The following is an 18,904-nucleotide window of genomic DNA, read 5'->3' on the forward strand; positions in this document are numbered from 1 at the left end:
GCAAACCGCTCTCGGCTGATGTCACTCGCGTAGGCTTTTCTCGTCGGCATCCCCGCATTTTCAGGGCAGTCGGGATCGTGAACACGCTCTCAGACCGGCAGCGTCGGCGGCGAGGCGGCCCGCGGCGCGCCCTCGCCGGCCAGCGACTCCAGCCAGGCCCGCACCTCGGCCTCGCTCTCCAGCCGGCCCATCGGCGGCAGCGCTGCCAGCAGCCGCCGGCCGTAGCCCATCTGCACCAGCCGCGTGTCGCAGATCACCAGCAGGCCGCGGTCGCTCTCGCTGCGGATCAGCCGCCCGGCGCCCTGCTTCAGCGCGATCGCCGTCTCCGGCACGAAATGGTCGTTGAAGGCGCTGCCGCCCTCGGCCTCGATCGCGCGGCTGCGCGCCTCGGCCAGCGGATCGTTCGGCGGCGGGAACGGCAGCTTGTCGATGACGACGCACTGCAGCGCGTCGCCCGGCACGTCGATGCCCTCCCAGAAGCTGTGCGAACCCACCAGCACCGCGCGCGGGCGCTCCAGGAAGCGCGCCAGCAGCGCCCGCTTCGGCCCCTCGCCCTGCATCAGCACCTCGATGCCCCGGCCCTGCAGCCGCGCGCGCAGGCCCTCGCCGATGCGCTGCAGCGCGCGCAGCGTCGTCGTCAGCACGAAGGTGCGTCCGCCCAGCGCCTGCGCGCAGCGCGCCGCCAGCGCCGTCACCTCGTCCGGGTGGCGCGGATCGGCCGGCTTCGGGAACAGCCGCGGCACATGCAGCCGCGCCCGGCCCGCGTAGTCGAAGGGGCTGGCGACCTGCAGCGTGCGGGCCTCCTCCAGCCCGGCGCGGCGGGTGAACCAGGCCAGGCTCGGCTCGTCGCCCAGCGTCGCCGAGGTGAAGATCCAGGCCCGGCGGCCGGACTCGACCTGGGCGCGCAGCGTCTCGCGCACGTCCAGCGGCGACTCGGTCAGCCGGGCCTGGTGCGCGCCGGCATCGATCCAGCGCACCCGCCCGGGCTCGGCCTCCGCGCCGAAGGCCTCGGCCCGCGACAGCAGCGAGCGGGCGCGCTCGAGCAGGCGCTGCAGGTCGGGCCCGGCGGCCTCGACCGCCTCGAGGTGCTGCGCCGCCTCGGCCGCGACCCGCGCGACCCGTTCCAGCGCCTCGTCGAAGGGCGCCTGGCCGGCGCGCTCGTCCCAGCGCAGCCGCACGCTGGTGCGCCCCGGCCCGGCGCAGGCCAGCCGCAGCTCGCGCGCGGCCAGCTCGCAGCGCGCCGCCAGCTCCTGCCACGGCCCGAAGCCGCGCGCCTGCGTCAGCCCGGCGGCGAGCAGGTCGCGCCCGAAGTCCATCAGCTGCGAGCTCGCCAGCGTGCGGCCGAGGAACTGCACGCCCGCCTCGTTGAGCTGGTGCGCCTCGTCGAAGACCACCGCATCGACGCTGGGCAGCAGCTCGGCCATGCCGGTGTCGCGCAGCGTCAGGTCGGCGAAGAACAGGTGATGGTTGACGACGACGATGTCGGCCTGCATCGCCTCGCGCCGCGCCTGCACCACATGGCATTGCCGCCAGGACGGACAGTCGGCGCCCAGGCAGTTGTCGCGCGTCGAGCTGACCAGCGGAATGACCGCCGAGCGCTCGTCCAGCCCGTCGACCTCGGCCAGATCGCCGCTGCGCGTGCCCTGCGCCCAGGTCTCGATGCGGGCGAGCTGGCGCAGCGCGAAGACATCGAGCGGCTCGGGTGCCTGGCGCGCCAGCGTCAGGCGGTGCAGGCAGAGGTAGGACGCGCGCCCCTTGAGCAGCGCCACCTGCACCGGCAGGCCGAACAGGCGCGCCAGCCGCGGCAGGTCGCGCAGGAAGAGCTGGTCCTGCAGGCTCTTGGTCGCGGTGCTGACCATCGCGCGCAGGCCCGACAGCAGCAGTGGCACCAGGTAGGCGTAGGTCTTGCCGACGCCGGTGCCCGCCTCGGCCACCAGCACGTCGCGCGAATCGAGCGCCTGCGCCACCGCGTCGGCCAGCCGGGTCTGGCCCGGACGCGGGCGAAAGCGCGGATCCAGCCGGGCCAGATCGCCGCCGGGCGCGAAGGCGCGAGCGACCTCGGCCCGCAGCGCGAAGGCGTCGTCGCCAGGGGAGGTGTCGGGCGCTGCGTCGTTCATGCCGGCTCGGGCGGATCGAGCGAGATCTCGAGGCGCGCGATCATGTCGCGCAGCGCCAGCCGGCGCTTCTTCAGGCGGCGCAGCATCAGCTCGTCGAGCGGCATCTCGTGCGCGATCCTGTCGATCAGGCTGTCGAGATCGGCGTGCTCGATGCGCAACTCGATCAACCGACGCTGCGGGGAATGCAGGTTATCGTCCATCCGCGTGCATCATCAACAGGAAACATGGCAGACAGCGATTATAGTTTTGCCATGAAACCCGACTCCCCTGGATATCGGCTGTCGGCGTCGACTGGAATCGACCGCGGCGACCGGCTCTACCAACAGGATCAGGTGGAGATCTTCTCCCACCCGCGCGTGCCGGGCTGCGTGCTGGCCGTGCTGGCCGACGGCATGGGCGGCAAGAGCGGCGGCCGCAAGGCCGCCGACCAGGTGCTGCTGATCGCCCGCCAGCTCTTCGAGCGCTTCGTGCCGAGCCGCGAGCCGGCCGCCGACCTGCTCAAGCGCATCGTGCTCGAATCGCACCTGATGATCAAGCTGACGGCGATCACCTCCGAGCAGGAGCCGCACAGCACGATCGCCGCTGCGCTGATCCTGCCCGATCGCCAGTGCCATGTGATCCACGCCGGGGACTCGCGCGTCTACGTCTTCCGCGGCTCGCAGATGATGTCGCGCACCTTCGACCACTCGCTGGTGCAGCGCCTGGTCGAGGAAGGCGAGATCACCGAGGACGAGGCCAACGACCATCCGCACTCGCACCTGCTGACCGGCTGCCTGGGCGCCGACGAGGAGCCGCCGATCACGCTGGCCCGCCATGACCGGCTCGAGCTCGGCGACTCGATCCTGGTCTGCAGCGACGGGCTGTGGCACTACTTCACCTCGCGCGAGCTGGGCACCATCGTGCATGCGCTCAAGCCCCGCGACGCCAGCAAGATGCTGATCAGCAAGGCGCGCCAGCGCGCCCGCGGCGGCGGCGACAACCTCTCGCTCGCCCTGGTGCGCCTCGACGCGATCGAGTGAGCCGGACCGGGTCGCCGCCGGGATTCAGGTCAGCGACGTGTCCACGTCGCGCCGCTCCAGCGCCAGGAATTCCTGCGACTGCATCTCGTTCAGACGCGAGACGGTGCGCGGGAACTCGTGCGACAGCGGCCCTTCGGTGTAGAGCTGCTCGGCCGGCACCTCGGCCGACATGATCAGCTTGACGCGCCGGTCGTAGAGCACGTCGACCAGCCAGGTGAAGCGCCGGGCCTCCGAGGCCAGCTTCGGCGGCATCATCGGCACGTCCGACAGCAGCAGCGTGTGGAACTGGCTGGCCAGCTCGAGGTAGTCGTTCTGCGAGCGCGGGCCGCCGCAGAGCTGCCTGAAATCGAACCACACCACGCCGCCGGCCTTGCGACGCGCGCGGATCTCGCGGCTCTCGATGCGCAGCACCGGATCCTCGTCCTTCACCTCGGCCAGCTCGTCGAAGGCCTTCGTCATCTCGGCATCGGCCTGCGCGCCCAGCGGCGTGTGGTAGAGCTGCACGTGCTGCAGCGTGCGGCGGCGGTAGTCGGTGCCGTTGTCGACGTTGATCACCTCGAGCTTGGCCTTCAGCAGCTCGATCGCCGGCAGGATGCGGTCGCGGTGCAGGCCGTTCGGGTACAGCTCGTCGGGATGGAAGTTCGACGTGGTGATGATCGAGACCCGGTTCGCATACATCGCGTCGAGCAGCCGGTGCAGGATCATCGCGTCGGTGACGTCGGCGACATGGAACTCGTCGAAGCAGATCAGCCGGAAGCGCCGCGCGATGCGCTTGCCCAGCTCGTCGAGCGGATTCGGGATGCCCTTGAGCTCCTGCAGCTCGCGGTGCACCTCGCGCATGAACTCATGGAAGTGCAGCCGGGTCTTGCGCTGCAGCGGCACCGCCTGGAAGAAGCTGTCCATCAGGAAGCTCTTGCCCCGCCCCACCCCGCCGTACATGTAGACGCCGCGCGGCAGCGCCGGGCGCACCAGCATCTTGGTGATCGCGTTGCTGCGCCGGGCCTTGTAGGCGATCCACTCGTCCTGGCAGCGCTGCAGCGCCGCCACGGCGCGCAGCTGGGCCGGATCGGCCTGGTAGCCGCGCTCGGCGAGGGTCTGGTGATAGATCTCGGTGACGGTGCTCATGGGTTCGGGGGCGTCGACAAGGACAGAGGGGCGGCCTGCGCCGCCCCTCAGGGTCTCACGGCCTGCCGGGGCCGCGAGCGGATGCTCAGAAGTTCAGCGTGCGCTTGTCCACGGCCAGCGCGGCTTCCTTGGTGGCTTCCGACAGCGACGGGTGCGCATGGCAGATGCGCGCGATGTCCTCGGCCGAGGCCTTGAACTCCATCGCCACGACGGCTTCCGAGATCAGCTCGGACGCGAACGGGCCGACGATGTGCACGCCCAGGATCTCGTCGGTCTTGGCATCGGCCAGGAACTTGACGAAGCCGGTGGTGTCGCCCAGCGCACGCGCGCGGCCGTTGGCCATGAACGGGAACTGGCCGGCCTTGTAGGCGACGCCGTCGGCCTTGAGCTGCTGCTCGGTGCGGCCGACCCAGGCGATTTCCGGGCTGGTGTAGATCACCCACGGAATGGTCGCGAAGTTGACATGGCCGTGCTGGCCGGCGATGCGCTCGGCGACCGCCACGCCTTCTTCCTCGGCCTTGTGCGCCAGCATCGGGCCGCGCACCACGTCGCCGACCGCCCAGACGCCGGGCAGGTTGGTCTTGCAGTCGGCGTCCACGACGATCATGCCGCGCTCGTCGAGCTGCAGGCCGACGGCTTCAGGGTTCAGGCCGATGGTGTTGGCGACGCGGCCGATCGAGACGATCAGCTTGTCCACCGCCAGCGTCTGCTCCTCGCCCTTGGCGTTGGCATAGCTGATGACCACGCCTTCGCCCGAGGCGTCGACCTTGGAGATCTTGGCGCCGAACTCGAACTTCAGGCCCTGCTTCTGGAAGGCCTTGAGCGCCTCCTTGGCCACGCCTTCGTCGGCGGCGGCCAGGAAGGACGGCATGGCTTCGAGAATGGTGACCTCGGAGCCCAGGCGGCGCCAGACCGAGCCCATCTCCAGGCCGATCACGCCCGAGCCGATCACGCCGAGCTTGGCGGGAACGGCACCGATGCGCAGCGCGCCGTCGTTGGAGAGGATCTTCTCCTCGTCGAACGGGGCACCCGGCAGCGCACGCGCGTTCGAGCCGGTGGCGACGATGACGTTCTTGGCCGTCAGCGTCTCGTTGGCCGCGCCGGCCACCGCGATCTCGTAGCCGCCCTCGACCGCCTTGGCAAAGGAGCCGCGGCCGTGGAAGAAGCTGACCTTGTTCTTCTTGAACAGGTAGAGGATGCCGTCGTTGTTCTGCTTCACGACGGTGTTCTTGCGGCCGACCATCTTCGCGACATCCATCTTCAGGTTGTCGAGGGTGATGCCGTGGTCGCCGAAGTGGTGCGCGGCCTGCTCGAAGTGCTCGCTGGACTGCAGCAGCGCCTTCGACGGGATGCAGCCGACGTTGGTGCAGGTGCCGCCCGGAGCCGGGCCGCCCTTGTCGTTCTTCCACTCGTCGATGCAGGCGACCTGGAAGCCGAGCTGGGCTGCACGGATCGCGGCGATGTAGCCGCCGGGGCCGCCACCGATGACGACGACGTCGAATTGCTTGGACATGGTGTTTCCTGGAATGCTTGGCAGAACGCCCCCGGAGGGGCGTTCGAGATCACGTCAGAGGATCAGATGCGGGGCGCGTCGATCAGATGTCGAACAGCAGGCGGGCCGGATCTTCCAGCGCTTCCTTCATCGTCACCAGACCCAGCACGGCCTCGCGGCCGTCGATGATGCGGTGGTCGTACGACATCGCCAGGTAGTTGATCGGACGCACGACGACCTGGCCGTTCTCGACCACCGCGCGGTCCTTGGTGGCGTGCACGCCCAGGATGGCCGACTGCGGCGGGTTGATGATCGGGGTCGACAGCATCGAGCCGAAGGTGCCGCCGTTGGAGATCGAGAAGGTGCCGCCCGACAGGTCTTCCAGACCCAGCTTGCCGTCCTTGGCCTTCTTGCCGAACTCGGCGATCTTCTTCTCGATGTCGGCGAAGGACATCTGGTCGGCGTTGCGGATGATCGGCACCACCAGGCCGCGCGGCGAGCCCACCGCGATGCCGATGTCGAAGTAGCCGTGGTAGACGATGTCGTTGCCGTCGACCGAGGAGTTCAGGATCGGGTACTTCTTCAGCGCCGCGACCGCCGCCTTGACGAAGAAGGACATGAAGCCCAGCTTGATGCCGTGCTCCTTCTCGAACTTGTCCTGGAACTTCTTGCGCATGTCCATGACCGGCGCCATGTTGACCTCGTTGAAGGTCGTCAGGATGGCGTTGGTCGACTGCGACTGGATCAGGCGCTCGGCGATGCGCGCGCGCAGGCGGCTCATCGGCACGCGCTGCTCGGGGCGGTCGCTCAGGTTCTGCGCGGCCGGCGCGGCCACGGCGGGCAGCGGCCGGGCCACGGCGGCGGGCACCGGCGCGGCGACCGGGGCCGGCACGGCGGCCGGCTTGGCACCACCGGCGACGGCGGCCAGCACATCACCCTTGGTGACGCGGCCGTCCTTGCCCGAGCCGGCGACATCGCCGACGGCCAGGCCGTTGTCGGCCAGCAGCTTGGCGGCGGCCGGCATCGCGACGTCGCCCTTCGAGCCGCCGGTGGCGGCCGGCGCGGCGGCGGCCGCCACCGGAGCGGCGGCCGGCGCGGCTGCGGCCGGAGCGGCGGCAGCGCCCGCCTTGCCTTCGGTGTCGATCTGCGCGATCACCTGGTCGCTGACGACCGTGCCGCCGTCACCGACGACATGGGCGGCCAGCACGCCGGCGGCCGGCGCCGGCACTTCCAGCACGACCTTGTCGGTCTCGATCTCGATCAGGATCTCGTCGATGGCGACAGCCTCGCCCGGCTTCTTCTTCCACGACAGCAGGGTTGCTTCGGCAACCGACTCGGACAGCTGGGGAACCTTGACTTCTACGATGGCCATGATGGGAAATTCGGTTGGATCTCGGATTCACGCCCGCGACCTGTCCCGGGCACCCGCCCTGCTGGGGCGGGCGCCGGGCACGCGAAGCGTTCGGGACAGGCTTACTTGGTCAGCACGAAGCCCTTGAGCTTGGCGAAGGACTGGTCCAGCAGCGCCTTCTGCTGTTCCTGGTGCAGGTGGGCGTAACCCACGGCCGGCGAGGCCGAGGCCGGGCGACCGGCGTAGCCGAGACGCTGACCGCTCTGCATGTTCTCGTGGATCTGATGCTGCACGAAGAACCAGGCACCCTGGTTCTGCGGCTCGTCCTGGCACCACACGATGTCGGTGGCGTTCGGATACTTCTTCAGCTCGTTGGCGAAGGCGCGGTGCGGGAAGGGATAGAGCTGCTCGACGCGGATGATGGCCACGTCGTTCGCCTTCTTCTCCTCGCGCTTCTTGATCAGGTCGTAGTAGACCTTGCCCGAGCAGCAGATCACGCGCTTGACCTTGGCGCCGTCGATCGCGGCGTTGAGCTCGCCGATCACGGTGCGGAACTCGCCCTTGGTGAACTCGGTCACCGGCGAGGTCGCCTCCTTGTTGCGCAGCAGCGACTTCGGCGTGAACAGCACCAGCGGCTTGCGCAGCGGGCGCACCATCTGGCGACGCAGCACATGGAAGATCTGCGAGGCGGTGGTCGGCTGCACGATCTGCATGTTGGTGTCGGCGGCCAGCTGCATGAAGCGCTCCAGGCGGGCCGAGCTGTGCTCGGGGCCCTGGCCTTCGTAGCCGTGCGGCAGCATCAGCGTCAGGCCGTTGACGCGGCCCCACTTCACTTCGCCGGAGGCGATGAACTGGTCGATCACGACCTGCGCGCCGTTGGCGAAGTCGCCGAACTGGGCTTCCCAGATCGTCAGCGTGTTCGGCTCGGCCGAGGCGTAGCCGTACTCGAAGCCCAGCACCGCCTCTTCCGACAGGATCGAGTCGATGACGGTGAAGGTGGCCTGACCGTCGGCGACGTGCTGCGCCGGCACGTAGGTGCCCTCGTCCCACTTCTCGCGCTTCTGGTCATGGATGACGGCGTGACGGTGCGTGAAGGTGCCCCGGCCGCAGTCCTCGCCCGACAGGCGCACGCCGTAGCCGGCCGCCACCAGCGAGGCGAAGGCCATGTGCTCGCCCATGCCCCAGTCGACGTTGATCTCGCCACGACCCATGGCCGCGCGGTCGTCGTAGACCTTCTTGACCAGCGGGTGCATGTTCACGGTGGCCGGCATGGTGGTCAGGCGCTCGGCCAGACGCTTCCACTCGGTCAGCGGGATCGCGGTGTCGGCCGAATCGGTCCACTTCTTGCCCAGGAACGGCGCCCAGTCGACCGCGAACTTGCTCTTGTAGTTCGACAGCACCGGGTCGACCGTGTGGCGGCCGGCGTCCATCGCGGCGCGGTAGGCCTTGACCATGTCGTCGCCCAGCGTCTCGCCCAGGCCCTGGGCGGCCAGCTTGTCGGCGTAGAGCTTGCGGGTGCCAGGGTGCGCGCCGATCTTCTTGTACATCAGCGGCTGGGTCAGCGCCGGCGTGTCCTGCTCGTTGTGGCCCAGCTTGCGGAAGCAGATGATGTCGACGACCACGTCCTTGCGGAAGGCCAGGCGGAACTCGAGCGCCAGCTGCGTGGCCAGCACGACCGCTTCCGGATCGTCGCCGTTGACGTGCAGCACCGGCGACTCGACCATCTTGACGATGTCGGTGCAGTACAGCGTCGAGCGCAGGTCGCGCGGGTCGCTGGTGGTGAAGCCGATCTGGTTGTTGATGATCAGGTGCACCGTGCCGCCCGTGGAGTAGCCACGGGTCTCGGACAGCATCAGCGTCTCCTGGTTGACACCCTGGCCGCCGAAGGCCGAGTCGCCGTGCACCAGCACCGGCAGCACCTGCGCGCCGGCCGGATCGCCGCGGCGGTCCATGCGCGCGCGCACCGAGCCTTCCACCACCGGGTTGACGATTTCCAGGTGCGACGGGTTGAACGCCAGCGACAGGTGGACCGGACCGCCCTGGGTCGCGATGTCCGAGCTGAAGCCCTGGTGATACTTGACGTCACCGGCAGGCAGCTCTTCCGGCGCGGTGTGGTCGAATTCGGCGAACAGGTCCTTGGGCATCTTGCCCAGGGTGTTGACCAGCACGTTCAGGCGGCCGCGGTGGGCCATGCCGATGACGATCTCCTGGACACCCTTCTCGCCGGCGCGCTGGACCAGCTCGTCCATCGCGGCGATGAAGCTCTCGCCGCCTTCGAGCGAGAAGCGCTTCTGGCCGACGTACTTGGTGTGCAGGAAGCGCTCCAGGCCTTCGGCCGCGGTCAGACGCTCCAGGATGTGCTTCTTCTGCTCGACGCTGAAGCTCGCCTTCGAGCGGATGCTCTCGAGCTTCTCCTGCCACCAGCGCTTCTGCGTCTGGTCGGTGATGTGCATGAACTCGACGCCGAGCGTGCTGCAGTAGGTCTCGCGCAGCGCCTGCAGGATCTCCCGCAGGGTCATGTGCTCGGCCTTCGTGAAGTACGTGTTCGTCGCCGAGAACGTGATGTCCATGTCGGACTCGGTCAGGTCGTAGAACGCCGGCTCGAGTTCGGGAATCTTGGGACGCTCGGTGCGCTTGAGCGGATCGAGGTCGGCCCAGCGCGCGCCCACGTTGCGGTACGCGGCGATCAGCGACTGGACGTGGACCTGCTTGCGGGCGACCGCCAGATCGGCGGAGCTGGCCTTGACGGCGAAGGCGTTGGCCTTGGCGCGCTGCGCGAAGGATTCGATGACGGGCGCGTGGGCGACGTCGCGGCTGTCGGAGCCGTCGACCGCGGGCACGTGCTGAAGCGCGTCGAAGTAGTCGCGCCAGTTGTCAGGCACCGAGCCCGGATTGTCGAGGTACGCCTCGTACATTTCTTCGACGTAGGGGGCATTGCCGCCGAAGAGGTACGAGTTCGACCTGTATTGCTGCATCATATTTTCGCTCACCTTGCGCCCCAGTGACCAGGGCTCCGATGGGTTGGACAACCTTCCGCGACACGGCTAGACCGGTTGGCGGATCGCGACCCGCCTTAGCTGTTGCCAGAGAAGGGGACGGGAAGGACCTACAGAGTCAGGACGACAATGTAGCACCGGGAACGCGGCGCGTCCCTGGCGTTTTTTCTGTGTCGAGAGAATGACTGTGGTCAAAATGATGCAACCCTGTCCGCGTTGCGGACATGAATGCATCAGCCTGGCACAGGGCGGCGCGGCCCGAGGCGTGGCACATGATCTGCTTGTCTCCTGCGACGGTCGTGTCGCTGCGTTCTCGTGTCGTTGTCGTCTGCCGTTCCCGCCCGCGGCCCCAAGGCCGTGGGTGCTCCCGTCAGGGGCGCATTCTCGCGAAGGGCGCCGCCAGCGGATCACCGACGAACAGCCCCTGGCGAGGCCAGGCCACGCTCTTCCAGTAGGCCTCGAGCGCGGTGCTGCCCTGCAGGTAGTGCATCAGCAGCAGCTGCGGGTGCGGGAACTTCTGCGGATGATTGCAGGGTTCGCTGACAGTTCCATAACTTGCAGTGACGCCGGCATCGATCCAGTCGAGCGCCGTGCTCTGCCCGGCGGACCGGTCGAGCACGCCGCCGTAGGAGGTCAGATGATCGGCCAGCGCGCCCGGCAGCCAGCCGATCGCCTCCGCGCCCGAGAAGCGCGCCACCCCGGTCTGCACCAGAACGACGCGTTCGCTGCCGGCCGCGGGCAGGTCGCCGTCCTCGACCAGCACCTCGAGGCCCAGGCGAGGGACCGCGCCGGCCGGCGGGAACAGCGACGCGCGGACATTGCGCGCCGCATCGGCGGTGTTCATGTAATGCACGCGCGACGGCGCCACGCCGCGCAGCGCCAGCGCGCCGATCGAGGTGCTGGCCCGGTCGATCAGCCGGTGCGCCAGCGCCGGGGAGGAGGCGGCCAGCAGCATCGACGGGCGCAGGCCATGATCGCGCCAGGGCGCCGCGCTGCGGGAGTTGAAATAGGGCGACAGGGCCTGTCGGGCGCAGGTCGACGCGCAGACCCCCGGATCGAAGCCCAGCGTGACCGCCGACGTGATCGACTGGCACTCGACGGCAAACGGCTTCACCCAGGCCAGCGCCAGGCCCTGGACGCGATCGCCGAAGAACTCGTCGATGCGCCGGCGCAGCCGCTCCAGCTCGGCCACCGCCAGATGCGGCTGCACCGGCAGGTCCACATGCAGCACCTGATCGTCGGCCAGCGCATGGGCGCGGCGGTAGTGCTCGCCGACCTCGACCGAATAGGGATCAGCATCGTTGACGACCAGCCCGATGCGCGACGGCAGCACCCGCCCGGCCACGCGCGGCACGCCAGTCAGCCAGCGCCGCTGCGGCGCGGAGGCCGCCCGCGCCGGGGCCGCGCCGGCCGGCTCCATCGGGGGCTCGGCCGGGGCCGGTGCGGCCGCCGCAGCCCCTCCGATCATCGACGCCAGAAGCGCACCGAGCATCTGCATCGCCAGATGCCTTTTCGCCATGTAAAAATGCCGACAGAAACCGAATCGAATCACCATGACAAAGAAGGATAGTGCACCGCAGACCCCGGCCATCCAGGTGATGGAACGCATGTTCATGCTGCTCGACGTGCTCGCCGAGCATCAGGATCCGGTGTCGCTCAAGCAGATCAGCGAGCAGACGGGCCTGCACCCGTCGACCGCGCACCGCATCCTGAACGATCTGGCGATCGGCCGCTTCGTCGATCGCCCGGAAGCCGGCAGCTACCGGCTCGGAATGCGACTTCTTGAACTCGGAAACCTGGTCAAGGCGCGACTCGACGTGCGCGATGCGGCCCTGGGACCGATGCGCGATCTGCACAAGCTCACGCATCAGCCGGTCAACCTGTCGGTGCGCCAGGGCGACGAGATCGTCTACATCGAGCGGGCCTACTCGGAACGCTCGGGCATGCAGGTGGTGCGGGCCATCGGCGGGCGCGCGCCGCTTCACCTCACCTCGGTGGGCAAGCTCTTCCTCGCGCACGACGATCCCCAGCGGGTGCGCAGCTATGCGACCCGCACCGGGCTGGCCGGCCACACCCGCAACAGCATCACCGACCTGTCGACGCTGGAGCGCGAGCTCTCGCGGGTGCGGCAGACCGAGATGGCACGGGACAACGAGGAACTGGAGCTGGGCGTGCGCTGCATGGCCGCAGCCATCCACGACGACCAGGGCCGGCTGGTGGCCGGACTGTCGATCTCGGCGCCGGCCGACCGTCTCGAGGAGACCTGGGCCGACCGGCTGCGCGAGACCGCACAGTCGATCTCGGCCTCGCTGGGCTACCGCGGCAGCCACTGAGGCACCCACGAGAAAAGCCCCGCTCGCGAGCGGGGCTTCGGATCCGTGCGGCCCGGATCAGGACAGCGGCGTGCGGGCCCGGCCGGCCGACAGCGGCCCGGCCGGATGACGCCCGGCATCTCCCGACTCGATCCAGCGCCGCACCCGCTCGGCATCGCCGATGCGCGAGTACTTGCCCGCCGAATCGAGGAAGACCATGATCAGCTTGCGGCCGGACAGCTTCGCCTGCATCACCAGGCAGCGCCCGGCCTCGACGATGTAGCCGGTCTTCTGCAGGCCGATGTCCCAGCCCGGGTTCATCACCAGGCGGTTGGTGTTGTGGAACTGCAGCGTACGCGAACCGACGTCGACCTCGTGCGCCGGCGAGGTCGAGAACTCGCGCAGCAGCGGGTACTGGTAGGCCGCCTTGACCAGGCGAGCCAGATCGGCCGCGCTGGACTGGTTGCTGCTCGACAGGCCGGTCGGCTCGACATAGCGCGTACTGGACATGCCCAGCGCCACGGCCTTGCGGTTCATCGCGGCGACGAAGGCCTGCAGGCCACCGGGATAGTGGCGGCCGAGCGCGTTGGCCGCACGGTTCTCCGACGACATCAGCGCCAGATGCAGCAGTTCGCCACGGCTGAGCACGATGCCGGGCGACAGGCGCGAGCGGCTGTTCTTCTCGGTGTCGATGTCTTCCGCGGAGATCTCGAGCATGTCCTCGAGCGGCTGCTTCGCCTCGACGACGACCAGCGCCGTCATCAGCTTGGTCAGCGAGGCGATCGGCAGCACCGCCTGCGAGTTCTTGCTGAACAGCACCTCGGAGGTGTCCTGGTCGACCACCAGCGCGACGCTGGACTTCAGGTCGAGCGGATCGGCAGTGGCATGCAGGCCGCTGGCCTGGCCGTAGGACAGGCGCGGCGGCTCGGCCGCCTCGGCGGCCACGGCACGGCGGGCCGACACCCGGCGTGCGGCACGCGCGCCGTCGCCGGACTTCTTGCGCACGGCCGCGGCGGCGGAGGTGCTCTTGGCCCGGGCCTGGCGGGTGGCGGCCTCGGCCGACACCGGACCCAGCCCGGAGAGAAGCACTGCCACGCCGAGCAGCAGTGCCGAACACTGGGAGGAAATCGTCTTCTTCTTCAAGGATTCACACGTCACGACGGGCCTCTGGATACTGCGAACAGGGAACCGGAATCAGTCTAGGCCAAGCATGCCCTGCGTCACAAGCACATGATTCGCCGAAGATTTTCAGTTCCCACCCCCAGTTCGCACGATCCCTGCGTCAGCCCTGTGCCGCGACCCGCTCGGCCTTGCTGTGGAGCTTGTTCAGCGCCGACAGATAGGCCTTGGCCGAGGCGACGACGATGTCGGGATCCGCGCCGACCCCATTGACGACGCGGCCGCCATGTTGAAGCCGAACAGTGACTTCGCCCTGCGACTCGGTGCTGCCGGACGTGATGGCGTTCACGGAATACAGCAGCAGTTCAGCTCCGGTCTCCAGCTTCGACTCGATCGCCTTCAGCGTCGCATCGACCGGACCGTTGCCCTGCGCCACCGCGCGGTGCTCGATCTGGCCGGCGGCGAAGGTCACCCGCGCGCCCGGACGCTCGCCGGTCTCGGAGTGCTGCGACAGCGACAGCAGGCGATAGTGCTCGACCTCGGCGCTGACGCTCTCGTCGCCGACCAGCGCGATGATGTCCTCGTCGAAGATCTCGCTCTTGCGGTCGGCCAGGTCCTTGAACTTGACGAAGGCGGCGTTGAGCTCGGACTCGGACTCGAGCTCGACGCCGAGGTCCTGCAGGCGCTGCTTGAAGGCGTTGCGGCCCGAGAGCTTGCCCAGCACGATCTTGTTGGCGCTCCAGCCCACGTCCTCGGCGCGCATGATCTCGTAGGTGTCGCGCGCCTTGAGCACGCCGTCCTGGTGGATGCCCGAGGCATGCGCGAAGGCGTTGGCGCCCACCACCGCCTTGTTCGGCTGCACCACGAAGCCGGTGGTCTGCGCCACCATGCGCGAGGCCGGCACGATCTGCGAGGTGTCGATGCCCAGGTCGAGGTTGAAGTAGTCGCGGCGGGTCTTGACCGCCATCACCACCTCTTCGAGCGAGCAGTTGCCCGCGCGCTCGCCCAGGCCGTTGATGGTGCATTCCACCTGGCGCGCGCCGCCGATCTTCACGCCGGCCAGCGAGTTGGCCACCGCCATCCCCAGGTCGTTGTGGCAGTGCACCGACCAGATCGCCTTGTCGGAGTTCGGGATGCGCTCGCGCAGCGTGCGGATGAAGTTGCCGTAGAGCTCGGGAATCGCGTAGCCGACGGTGTCGGGAATGTTCAGCGTCGTGGCGCCCTCGTCGATCACGGCCTCGAGCACGCGGCACAGGAAGTCGACGTCCGAACGGTAGCCGTCCTCGGGCGAGAACTCGATGTCGGCGCACAGATTGCGCGCGAAGCGCACCGACAGCCGCGCCTGCTCGAGCACCTGCTCGGGCGTCATGCGCAGCTTCTTCTCCATGTGCAGCGCGCTGGTGGCGATGAAGGTGTGGATGCGGGCGCGGTTGGCGCCGCGCAGCGCCTCGGCCGCACGCGAGATGTCGCGGTCGTTGGCACGCGCCAGCGAGCAGACGGTGGAGTCCTTGATCACGTCGGCGATGGCCTTGACCGCCTCGAAGTCGCCATTCGACGACGCGGCGAAGCCGGCCTCGATGACATCGACCTTCAGGCGCTCGAGCTGGCGCGCGATGCGCAGCTTCTCGTCGCGCGTCATCGAGGCGCCGGGCGACTGCTCGCCGTCGCGCAAGGTGGTGTCGAAAATGATCAGCTTGTCACTCATGGTCGTCTCCAAGGAGGGTGGGTACACCGACGCTGCTCTGGGATCCCGGGTGGATGACCGGGCGACAAAAGAGAACGGCCCGCAGCGTGGTGCCATGCGGGCCGTCGATCCAGAAAGGGGGTACAGGAATGTACAGGTGTGACTGGTCAGCGCGCCCGGGGCACTTCGATTAGAAGCAGTGCTAGGGATTGAACGCCGAAAGTCATGCGGCCACTATAGCACGCCTCAGCGGTGCAGGCCGCGCTCGTCGGGCTCGTCGGTCGAGGTGGCGATGACGCTGACCGGGCGGCCGCGCGACTTGCGCACCCCGTACACCACATAGCCCGACAGGCCGTAGACGACGAAGACGCCGAACAGCACCAGCGGCGGGTGATAGGTGATCACCGCGATGCCCAGCGCGATCGCCACGATCACGATGAAGGGCACGGTGCGCTTGAAGTTGACGTCCTTGAAGCTGTAGAAGGGCACGTTGGTGACCATCGTCAGCCCGGCGTAGAGCGTGGTGGCGAAGGCCAGCCAGATCAGCCATTCGATGTCGCGCACGCCCCGGAAGCCCATGTCGTCCATCACCCAGATCAGGCCGGTGACCAGCGCGGCCGCGGCCGGGCTCGGCAGGCCCTGGAAGTAGCGCTTGTCGACCACGCCGATGTTGGTGTTGAAGCGCGCCAGGCGCAGCGCGGCGCCCGAGCAGTAGACGAAGGCGGCGATCCAGCCGAGCTTGCCCAGGCCCTTGAGCGCCCACTCGTACATGATCAGCGCCGGCGCCGCGCCGAAGGAGACCATGTCCGACAGGCTGTCCATCTGCTCGCCGAAGGCGCTGGTGGTGTTGGTCATGCGTGCGACGCGACCGTCCAGGCTGTCGAGCACCATCGCGCAGAACACGCCGATCGCGGCCTGGTCGAAGCGGCCGTTCATCGCCATCACGATGGCGTAGAAGCCGCCGAACAGCGCCGCCAGCGTGAACAGGTTCGGCAGGATGTAGATGCCCTTGCGCCTCGGACGCAGCGGCGCCGGCTCGTCCAGATCGTCGTCGAGGTCGCCCCGATCGGGGGTGGTGTTTTGGTTCATGGCGCGATTATCGCCAAGCGCGGCCGCCGCCCGACAGGGCCGCCCCACGGCCAGCCCGGGCGGGGCTCAGCGCCCCTCGCTCATCAGGTACAGCCAGGGATCGCGCGCGGCGGCGATCTCCGGTCCGTCGACGCGCTCGTGGCCGGCGAGGTCGAACAGATGCACCCGGCGCCAGCCGGCCGCACGGCACTCGTCGATCATCGCCTCGGGCCGCAGGTAGCGGGTCGCGCCACCGTTGCACGGGTCGATCAGCTCGACCGGTCCGGCGCCGGCCTGGCGCAGCCGGTCGCGATTGAGCCGGCGCATGCGGCCCCAGAAATGCTGCGTCTCCAGATAGACGCGCAGCGAACCGGCCCAGCGCACCGCCGCCCGGCTGTCGAGCCAGTTCAGGTTGTGCGAGGAATGGATCATCGCGCCGCCCGGCGCCAGCACCCGCGCGCACTCGGCCAGCACCTGGCGCCGCTGCGCCGCATCGCCCACCAGGTCGATGCCGTTGAAGCTGAACAGCACCAGGTCGAAGGCCGCGTCGGCGAAGGGCAGCGCCCGCGCGTCCGCCACCTCGAGGCGCAGGCCGGGAAAGCGCTGCCGGCAGGCGGCGATCATCGGCTCGGACAGGTCCACGCCGACATAGCCGCGGCAGCGCCCGGCCAGCGCCGCGGTCGTGCGCCCGCCGCCCACGCCCAGGTCCAGCACCCGGCTGGCGGCCAACCGGCGCTCGCCGATGCGCCCCAGGATGACCTGCTCGGCGCGCTGCAGCGTCGACTGGCCGGCATAGCGGCGCACCACCTCCGGCCGCAGGTAGTAGTCGGGTCCGACCGGAGAAGGAGCGAGAGGCGGCGTCATCATGGGGATTCCCTGCGTGATTTCTCGTGAATGCGCCGATTGTCAGATACAAATCATTACATTCAGGCTCGCTCAAGCCGCGTTCAGCAAGCCGCAAGGAAACGAGAAAGGGGCGACACCCTCGCGGGTGTCGCCCCCTCGTGCTCGACGGCGTCCGGCACCGAGCCGGACCGCCGGACGCGCGATCAGTTGCGGCTCTTGTCGACCAGCTTGTTGGCCTTGATCCAGGGCATCATCTCGCGCAGCTTGGCGCCGACGACCTCGATCTGGTGCTCTTCGGTCAGGCGACGGCGGCTGATCAGCGTCGGGGCGCCGGCCTTGTTCTCCAGGATGAAGGACTTGGCGTATTCGCCGGTCTGGATGTCCTTCAGGCACTGGCGCATCGCGTTCTTGGTCGCCTCGGTGACGACGCGCGGGCCGGTCACGTACTCGCCGTACTCGGCGTTGTTCGAGATCGAGTAGTTCATGTTCGCGATGCCGCCTTCGTAGATCAGGTCCACGATCAGCTTCAGCTCGTGCAGGCACTCGAAGTAGGCCATTTCCGGCGCGTAGCCGGCTTCCACCAGCGTCTCGAAGCCGGCCTTGATCAGCTCGACGGCACCGCCGCACAGCACGGCCTGCTCGCCGAACAGGTCGGTCTCGGTCTCTTCGCGGAAGTTGGTCTCGATGATGCCGGCCTTGCCGCCACCGTTGGCCGAGGCGTAGGACAGGGCCAGGTCACGGGCGCGGCCGGTCTTGTCCTGGTAGACGGCGATCAGGTGCGGCACGCCGCCGCCCTGCACGTAGGTGCCGCGAACGGTGTGGCCCGGGGCCTTCGGCGCGACCATCCAGACGTCGACGTCGGCGCGCGGCACGACCTGGCCGTAGTGCACGTTGAAGCCGTGCGCGAACACCAGCGAAGCGCCTTCCTTCATGTTCGGAGCGACTTCGGCGTTGTAGACCGCAGCGATCTGCTCGTCCGGCAGCAGGATCATGACGACGTCGGCCTCGCGCACCGCGTCGGCGATCTCGGCGACCTTCAGGCCGGCCTTCTCGGCCTTGGCCCACGACGCACCGCCCTTGCGCAGGCCGACGGTGACCTTCACGCCCGAGTCGTTCAGGTTCTGGGCATGCGCGTGGCCTTGCGAGCCATAGCCGATGATGGTGACGTTCTTGCCCTTGATGAGGGACAGGTCGGCATCCTTATCGTAGTAAACCTTCATGGAAATTTCCGTATTCCGTAGTTGAGTCTGTAGCGGGGACGAATCAAACACGCAGGATGCGCTCGCCGCGCCCGATCCCGCTGGTACCGGTGCGCACGGTCTCGAGGATGGCGGTGCGGTCCACCGCCTCGATGAAGGCATCGAGCTTGGACGAGTCGCCCGTCAGCTCGATGGTGTAGGTCTTGTCGGTCACGTCGATGATGCGGCCGCGGAAGATGTCGGCCATGCGCATCATCTCGTCGCGCTCCTTGCCGACGGCGCGCACCTTCACCAGCATCAGCTCGCGGGCGGTGAAGCTGCCCTCGGTCAGGTCGACGACCTTGACGACCTCGATCAGGCGGTTCAGGTGCTTGGTGATCTGCTCGATCACCTCGTCGGAGCCGTGGGTGACGATGGTCATGCGCGACAGCGACGGATCTTCCGTCGGCGCGACCGTCAGGCTCTCGATGTTGTAGCCGCGGGCCGAGAACAGGCCGACGACGCGCGACAGCGCGCCGGCCTCGTTCTCGAGCAGCAGGGCGATGATGTGCTTCATGTGAGGGTCTCCCGGCCGGC

At 68.6% G+C, this 18,904-nt stretch carries 15 protein-coding genes; 2 read left to right on the forward strand and 13 right to left on the reverse strand.

From position 1 onward, the window contains the following. Positions 1-89 precede the first annotated feature (89 nt). Positions 90-2,117 carry a DNA repair helicase YoaA gene (locus HNQ01_RS16115; RefSeq protein ID WP_173806450.1) on the reverse strand — a complete coding sequence of 676 codons (2,028 nt, stop codon included), beginning with the start codon at positions 2,115-2,117 and terminating at the stop codon, positions 90-92. Next, positions 2,114-2,317 (reverse strand): YdcH family protein, encoded by a 204-nt coding sequence (locus tag HNQ01_RS16120; RefSeq protein ID WP_173806451.1) that lies wholly within the window; start codon positions 2,315-2,317, stop codon positions 2,114-2,116. Before HNQ01_RS16120 ends, HNQ01_RS16115 begins: the two co-directional genes overlap by 4 nt. Before the next feature lie 51 nt (positions 2,318-2,368). On the opposite strand from HNQ01_RS16120, the gene HNQ01_RS16125 reads away from it, so the two are divergent. Next, positions 2,369-3,136, forward strand: a complete 768-nt coding sequence (locus HNQ01_RS16125; RefSeq protein ID WP_173806452.1) for a PP2C family protein-serine/threonine phosphatase — start codon at positions 2,369-2,371, stop codon at positions 3,134-3,136. Positions 3,137-3,160: 24 nt separating this feature from the next. On the opposite strand, the gene zapE is transcribed toward HNQ01_RS16125, so the two are convergent. The 5 genes from zapE to HNQ01_RS16150 form a co-directional block, all read right to left on the reverse strand. Next, the gene (gene zapE, locus HNQ01_RS16130) at positions 3,161-4,261 is read right to left on the reverse strand and encodes a cell division protein ZapE (protein WP_173806453.1); all 1,101 of its coding nucleotides are present in this window, start codon (positions 4,259-4,261) and stop codon (positions 3,161-3,163) included. 85 nt (positions 4,262-4,346) lie between these two features. After that, on the reverse strand, positions 4,347-5,774 hold the full coding sequence (gene lpdA, locus HNQ01_RS16135) for a dihydrolipoyl dehydrogenase (RefSeq protein WP_173806454.1): 1,428 nt from the start codon (positions 5,772-5,774) through the stop codon (positions 4,347-4,349). Between the two features lie 82 nt (positions 5,775-5,856). Then, the gene (gene odhB / locus HNQ01_RS16140; RefSeq protein WP_173806455.1) at positions 5,857-7,125 is read right to left on the reverse strand and encodes a 2-oxoglutarate dehydrogenase complex dihydrolipoyllysine-residue succinyltransferase; all 1,269 of its coding nucleotides are present in this window, start codon (positions 7,123-7,125) and stop codon (positions 5,857-5,859) included. A 101-nt stretch (positions 7,126-7,226) separates the two neighbouring features. After that, positions 7,227-10,082 (reverse strand): 2-oxoglutarate dehydrogenase E1 component, encoded by a 2,856-nt coding sequence (locus HNQ01_RS16145; protein WP_173806456.1) that lies wholly within the window; start codon positions 10,080-10,082, stop codon positions 7,227-7,229. A gap of 388 nt (positions 10,083-10,470) precedes the next feature. Next, entirely contained in the window at positions 10,471-11,619 is a 1,149-nt protein-coding gene (locus HNQ01_RS16150) for a TIGR03790 family protein (protein ID WP_286180899.1), read from the reverse strand. 34 nt (positions 11,620-11,653) lie between these two features. On the opposite strand from HNQ01_RS16150, the gene HNQ01_RS16155 reads away from it, so the two are divergent. Continuing rightward, on the forward strand, positions 11,654-12,433 hold the full coding sequence (locus HNQ01_RS16155) for an IclR family transcriptional regulator (protein WP_173806457.1): 780 nt from the start codon (positions 11,654-11,656) through the stop codon (positions 12,431-12,433). Between the two features lie 57 nt (positions 12,434-12,490). Here HNQ01_RS16155 and pbpG read toward each other — a convergent pair whose 3' ends face one another. The 6 genes from pbpG to ilvN form a co-directional block, all read right to left on the reverse strand. Then, the gene (gene pbpG, locus HNQ01_RS16160; RefSeq protein ID WP_434801520.1) at positions 12,491-13,519 is read right to left on the reverse strand and encodes a D-alanyl-D-alanine endopeptidase; all 1,029 of its coding nucleotides are present in this window, start codon (positions 13,517-13,519) and stop codon (positions 12,491-12,493) included. Between the two features lie 175 nt (positions 13,520-13,694). Beyond that, positions 13,695-15,236, reverse strand: coding sequence for a 2-isopropylmalate synthase (locus HNQ01_RS16165; RefSeq protein ID WP_173806459.1), 1,542 nt, complete (start codon positions 15,234-15,236; stop codon positions 13,695-13,697). A gap of 225 nt (positions 15,237-15,461) precedes the next feature. Beyond that, positions 15,462-16,304: a CDP-diacylglycerol--serine O-phosphatidyltransferase gene (pssA, locus tag HNQ01_RS16170; protein WP_173806460.1), complete on the reverse strand. Its 843-nt coding sequence runs from the start codon at positions 16,302-16,304 to the stop codon at positions 15,462-15,464. Positions 16,305-16,370: 66 nt separating this feature from the next. Then, positions 16,371-17,147, reverse strand: a complete 777-nt coding sequence (locus HNQ01_RS16175; RefSeq protein WP_173806461.1) for a class I SAM-dependent methyltransferase — start codon at positions 17,145-17,147, stop codon at positions 16,371-16,373. A gap of 185 nt (positions 17,148-17,332) precedes the next feature. Next, positions 17,333-18,349: a ketol-acid reductoisomerase gene (gene ilvC, locus HNQ01_RS16180; RefSeq protein WP_173806462.1), complete on the reverse strand. Its 1,017-nt coding sequence runs from the start codon at positions 18,347-18,349 to the stop codon at positions 17,333-17,335. A 43-nt stretch (positions 18,350-18,392) separates the two neighbouring features. Continuing rightward, positions 18,393-18,884, reverse strand: a complete 492-nt coding sequence (gene ilvN, locus HNQ01_RS16185) for an acetolactate synthase small subunit (RefSeq protein ID WP_173806463.1) — start codon at positions 18,882-18,884, stop codon at positions 18,393-18,395. Positions 18,885-18,904 lie beyond the last annotated feature (20 nt).

This window comes from Sphaerotilus uruguayifluvii (assembly GCF_013294065.1).
GTDB lineage: Bacteria > Pseudomonadota > Gammaproteobacteria > Burkholderiales > Burkholderiaceae_C > Sphaerotilus > Sphaerotilus uruguayifluvii.

Coding starts and splice junctions, on each gene's coding strand:
- HNQ01_RS16115 (WP_173806450.1), bottom strand. CDS start 2,117: ATGAACGACGCAGCGCCCGACACCTCCCCTGGCGACGACGCCTTCGCG.
- HNQ01_RS16120 (WP_173806451.1), bottom strand. CDS start 2,317: ATGGACGATAACCTGCATTCCCCGCAGCGTCGGTTGATCGAGTTGCGC.
- HNQ01_RS16125 (WP_173806452.1), top strand. CDS start 2,369: ATGAAACCCGACTCCCCTGGATATCGGCTGTCGGCGTCGACTGGAATC.
- zapE (WP_173806453.1), bottom strand. CDS start 4,261: ATGAGCACCGTCACCGAGATCTATCACCAGACCCTCGCCGAGCGCGGC.
- lpdA (WP_173806454.1), bottom strand. CDS start 5,774: ATGTCCAAGCAATTCGACGTCGTCGTCATCGGTGGCGGCCCCGGCGGC.
- odhB (WP_173806455.1), bottom strand. CDS start 7,125: ATGGCCATCGTAGAAGTCAAGGTTCCCCAGCTGTCCGAGTCGGTTGCC.
- HNQ01_RS16145 (WP_173806456.1), bottom strand. CDS start 10,082: ATGATGCAGCAATACAGGTCGAACTCGTACCTCTTCGGCGGCAATGCC.
- HNQ01_RS16150 (WP_286180899.1), bottom strand. CDS start 11,619: ATGGCGAAAAGGCATCTGGCGATGCAGATGCTCGGTGCGCTTCTGGCG.
- HNQ01_RS16155 (WP_173806457.1), top strand. CDS start 11,654: ATGACAAAGAAGGATAGTGCACCGCAGACCCCGGCCATCCAGGTGATG.
- HNQ01_RS16165 (WP_173806459.1), bottom strand. CDS start 15,236: ATGAGTGACAAGCTGATCATTTTCGACACCACCTTGCGCGACGGCGAG.
- pssA (WP_173806460.1), bottom strand. CDS start 16,304: ATGAACCAAAACACCACCCCCGATCGGGGCGACCTCGACGACGATCTG.
- HNQ01_RS16175 (WP_173806461.1), bottom strand. CDS start 17,147: ATGACGCCGCCTCTCGCTCCTTCTCCGGTCGGACCCGACTACTACCTG.
- ilvC (WP_173806462.1), bottom strand. CDS start 18,349: ATGAAGGTTTACTACGATAAGGATGCCGACCTGTCCCTCATCAAGGGC.
- ilvN (WP_173806463.1), bottom strand. CDS start 18,884: ATGAAGCACATCATCGCCCTGCTGCTCGAGAACGAGGCCGGCGCGCTG.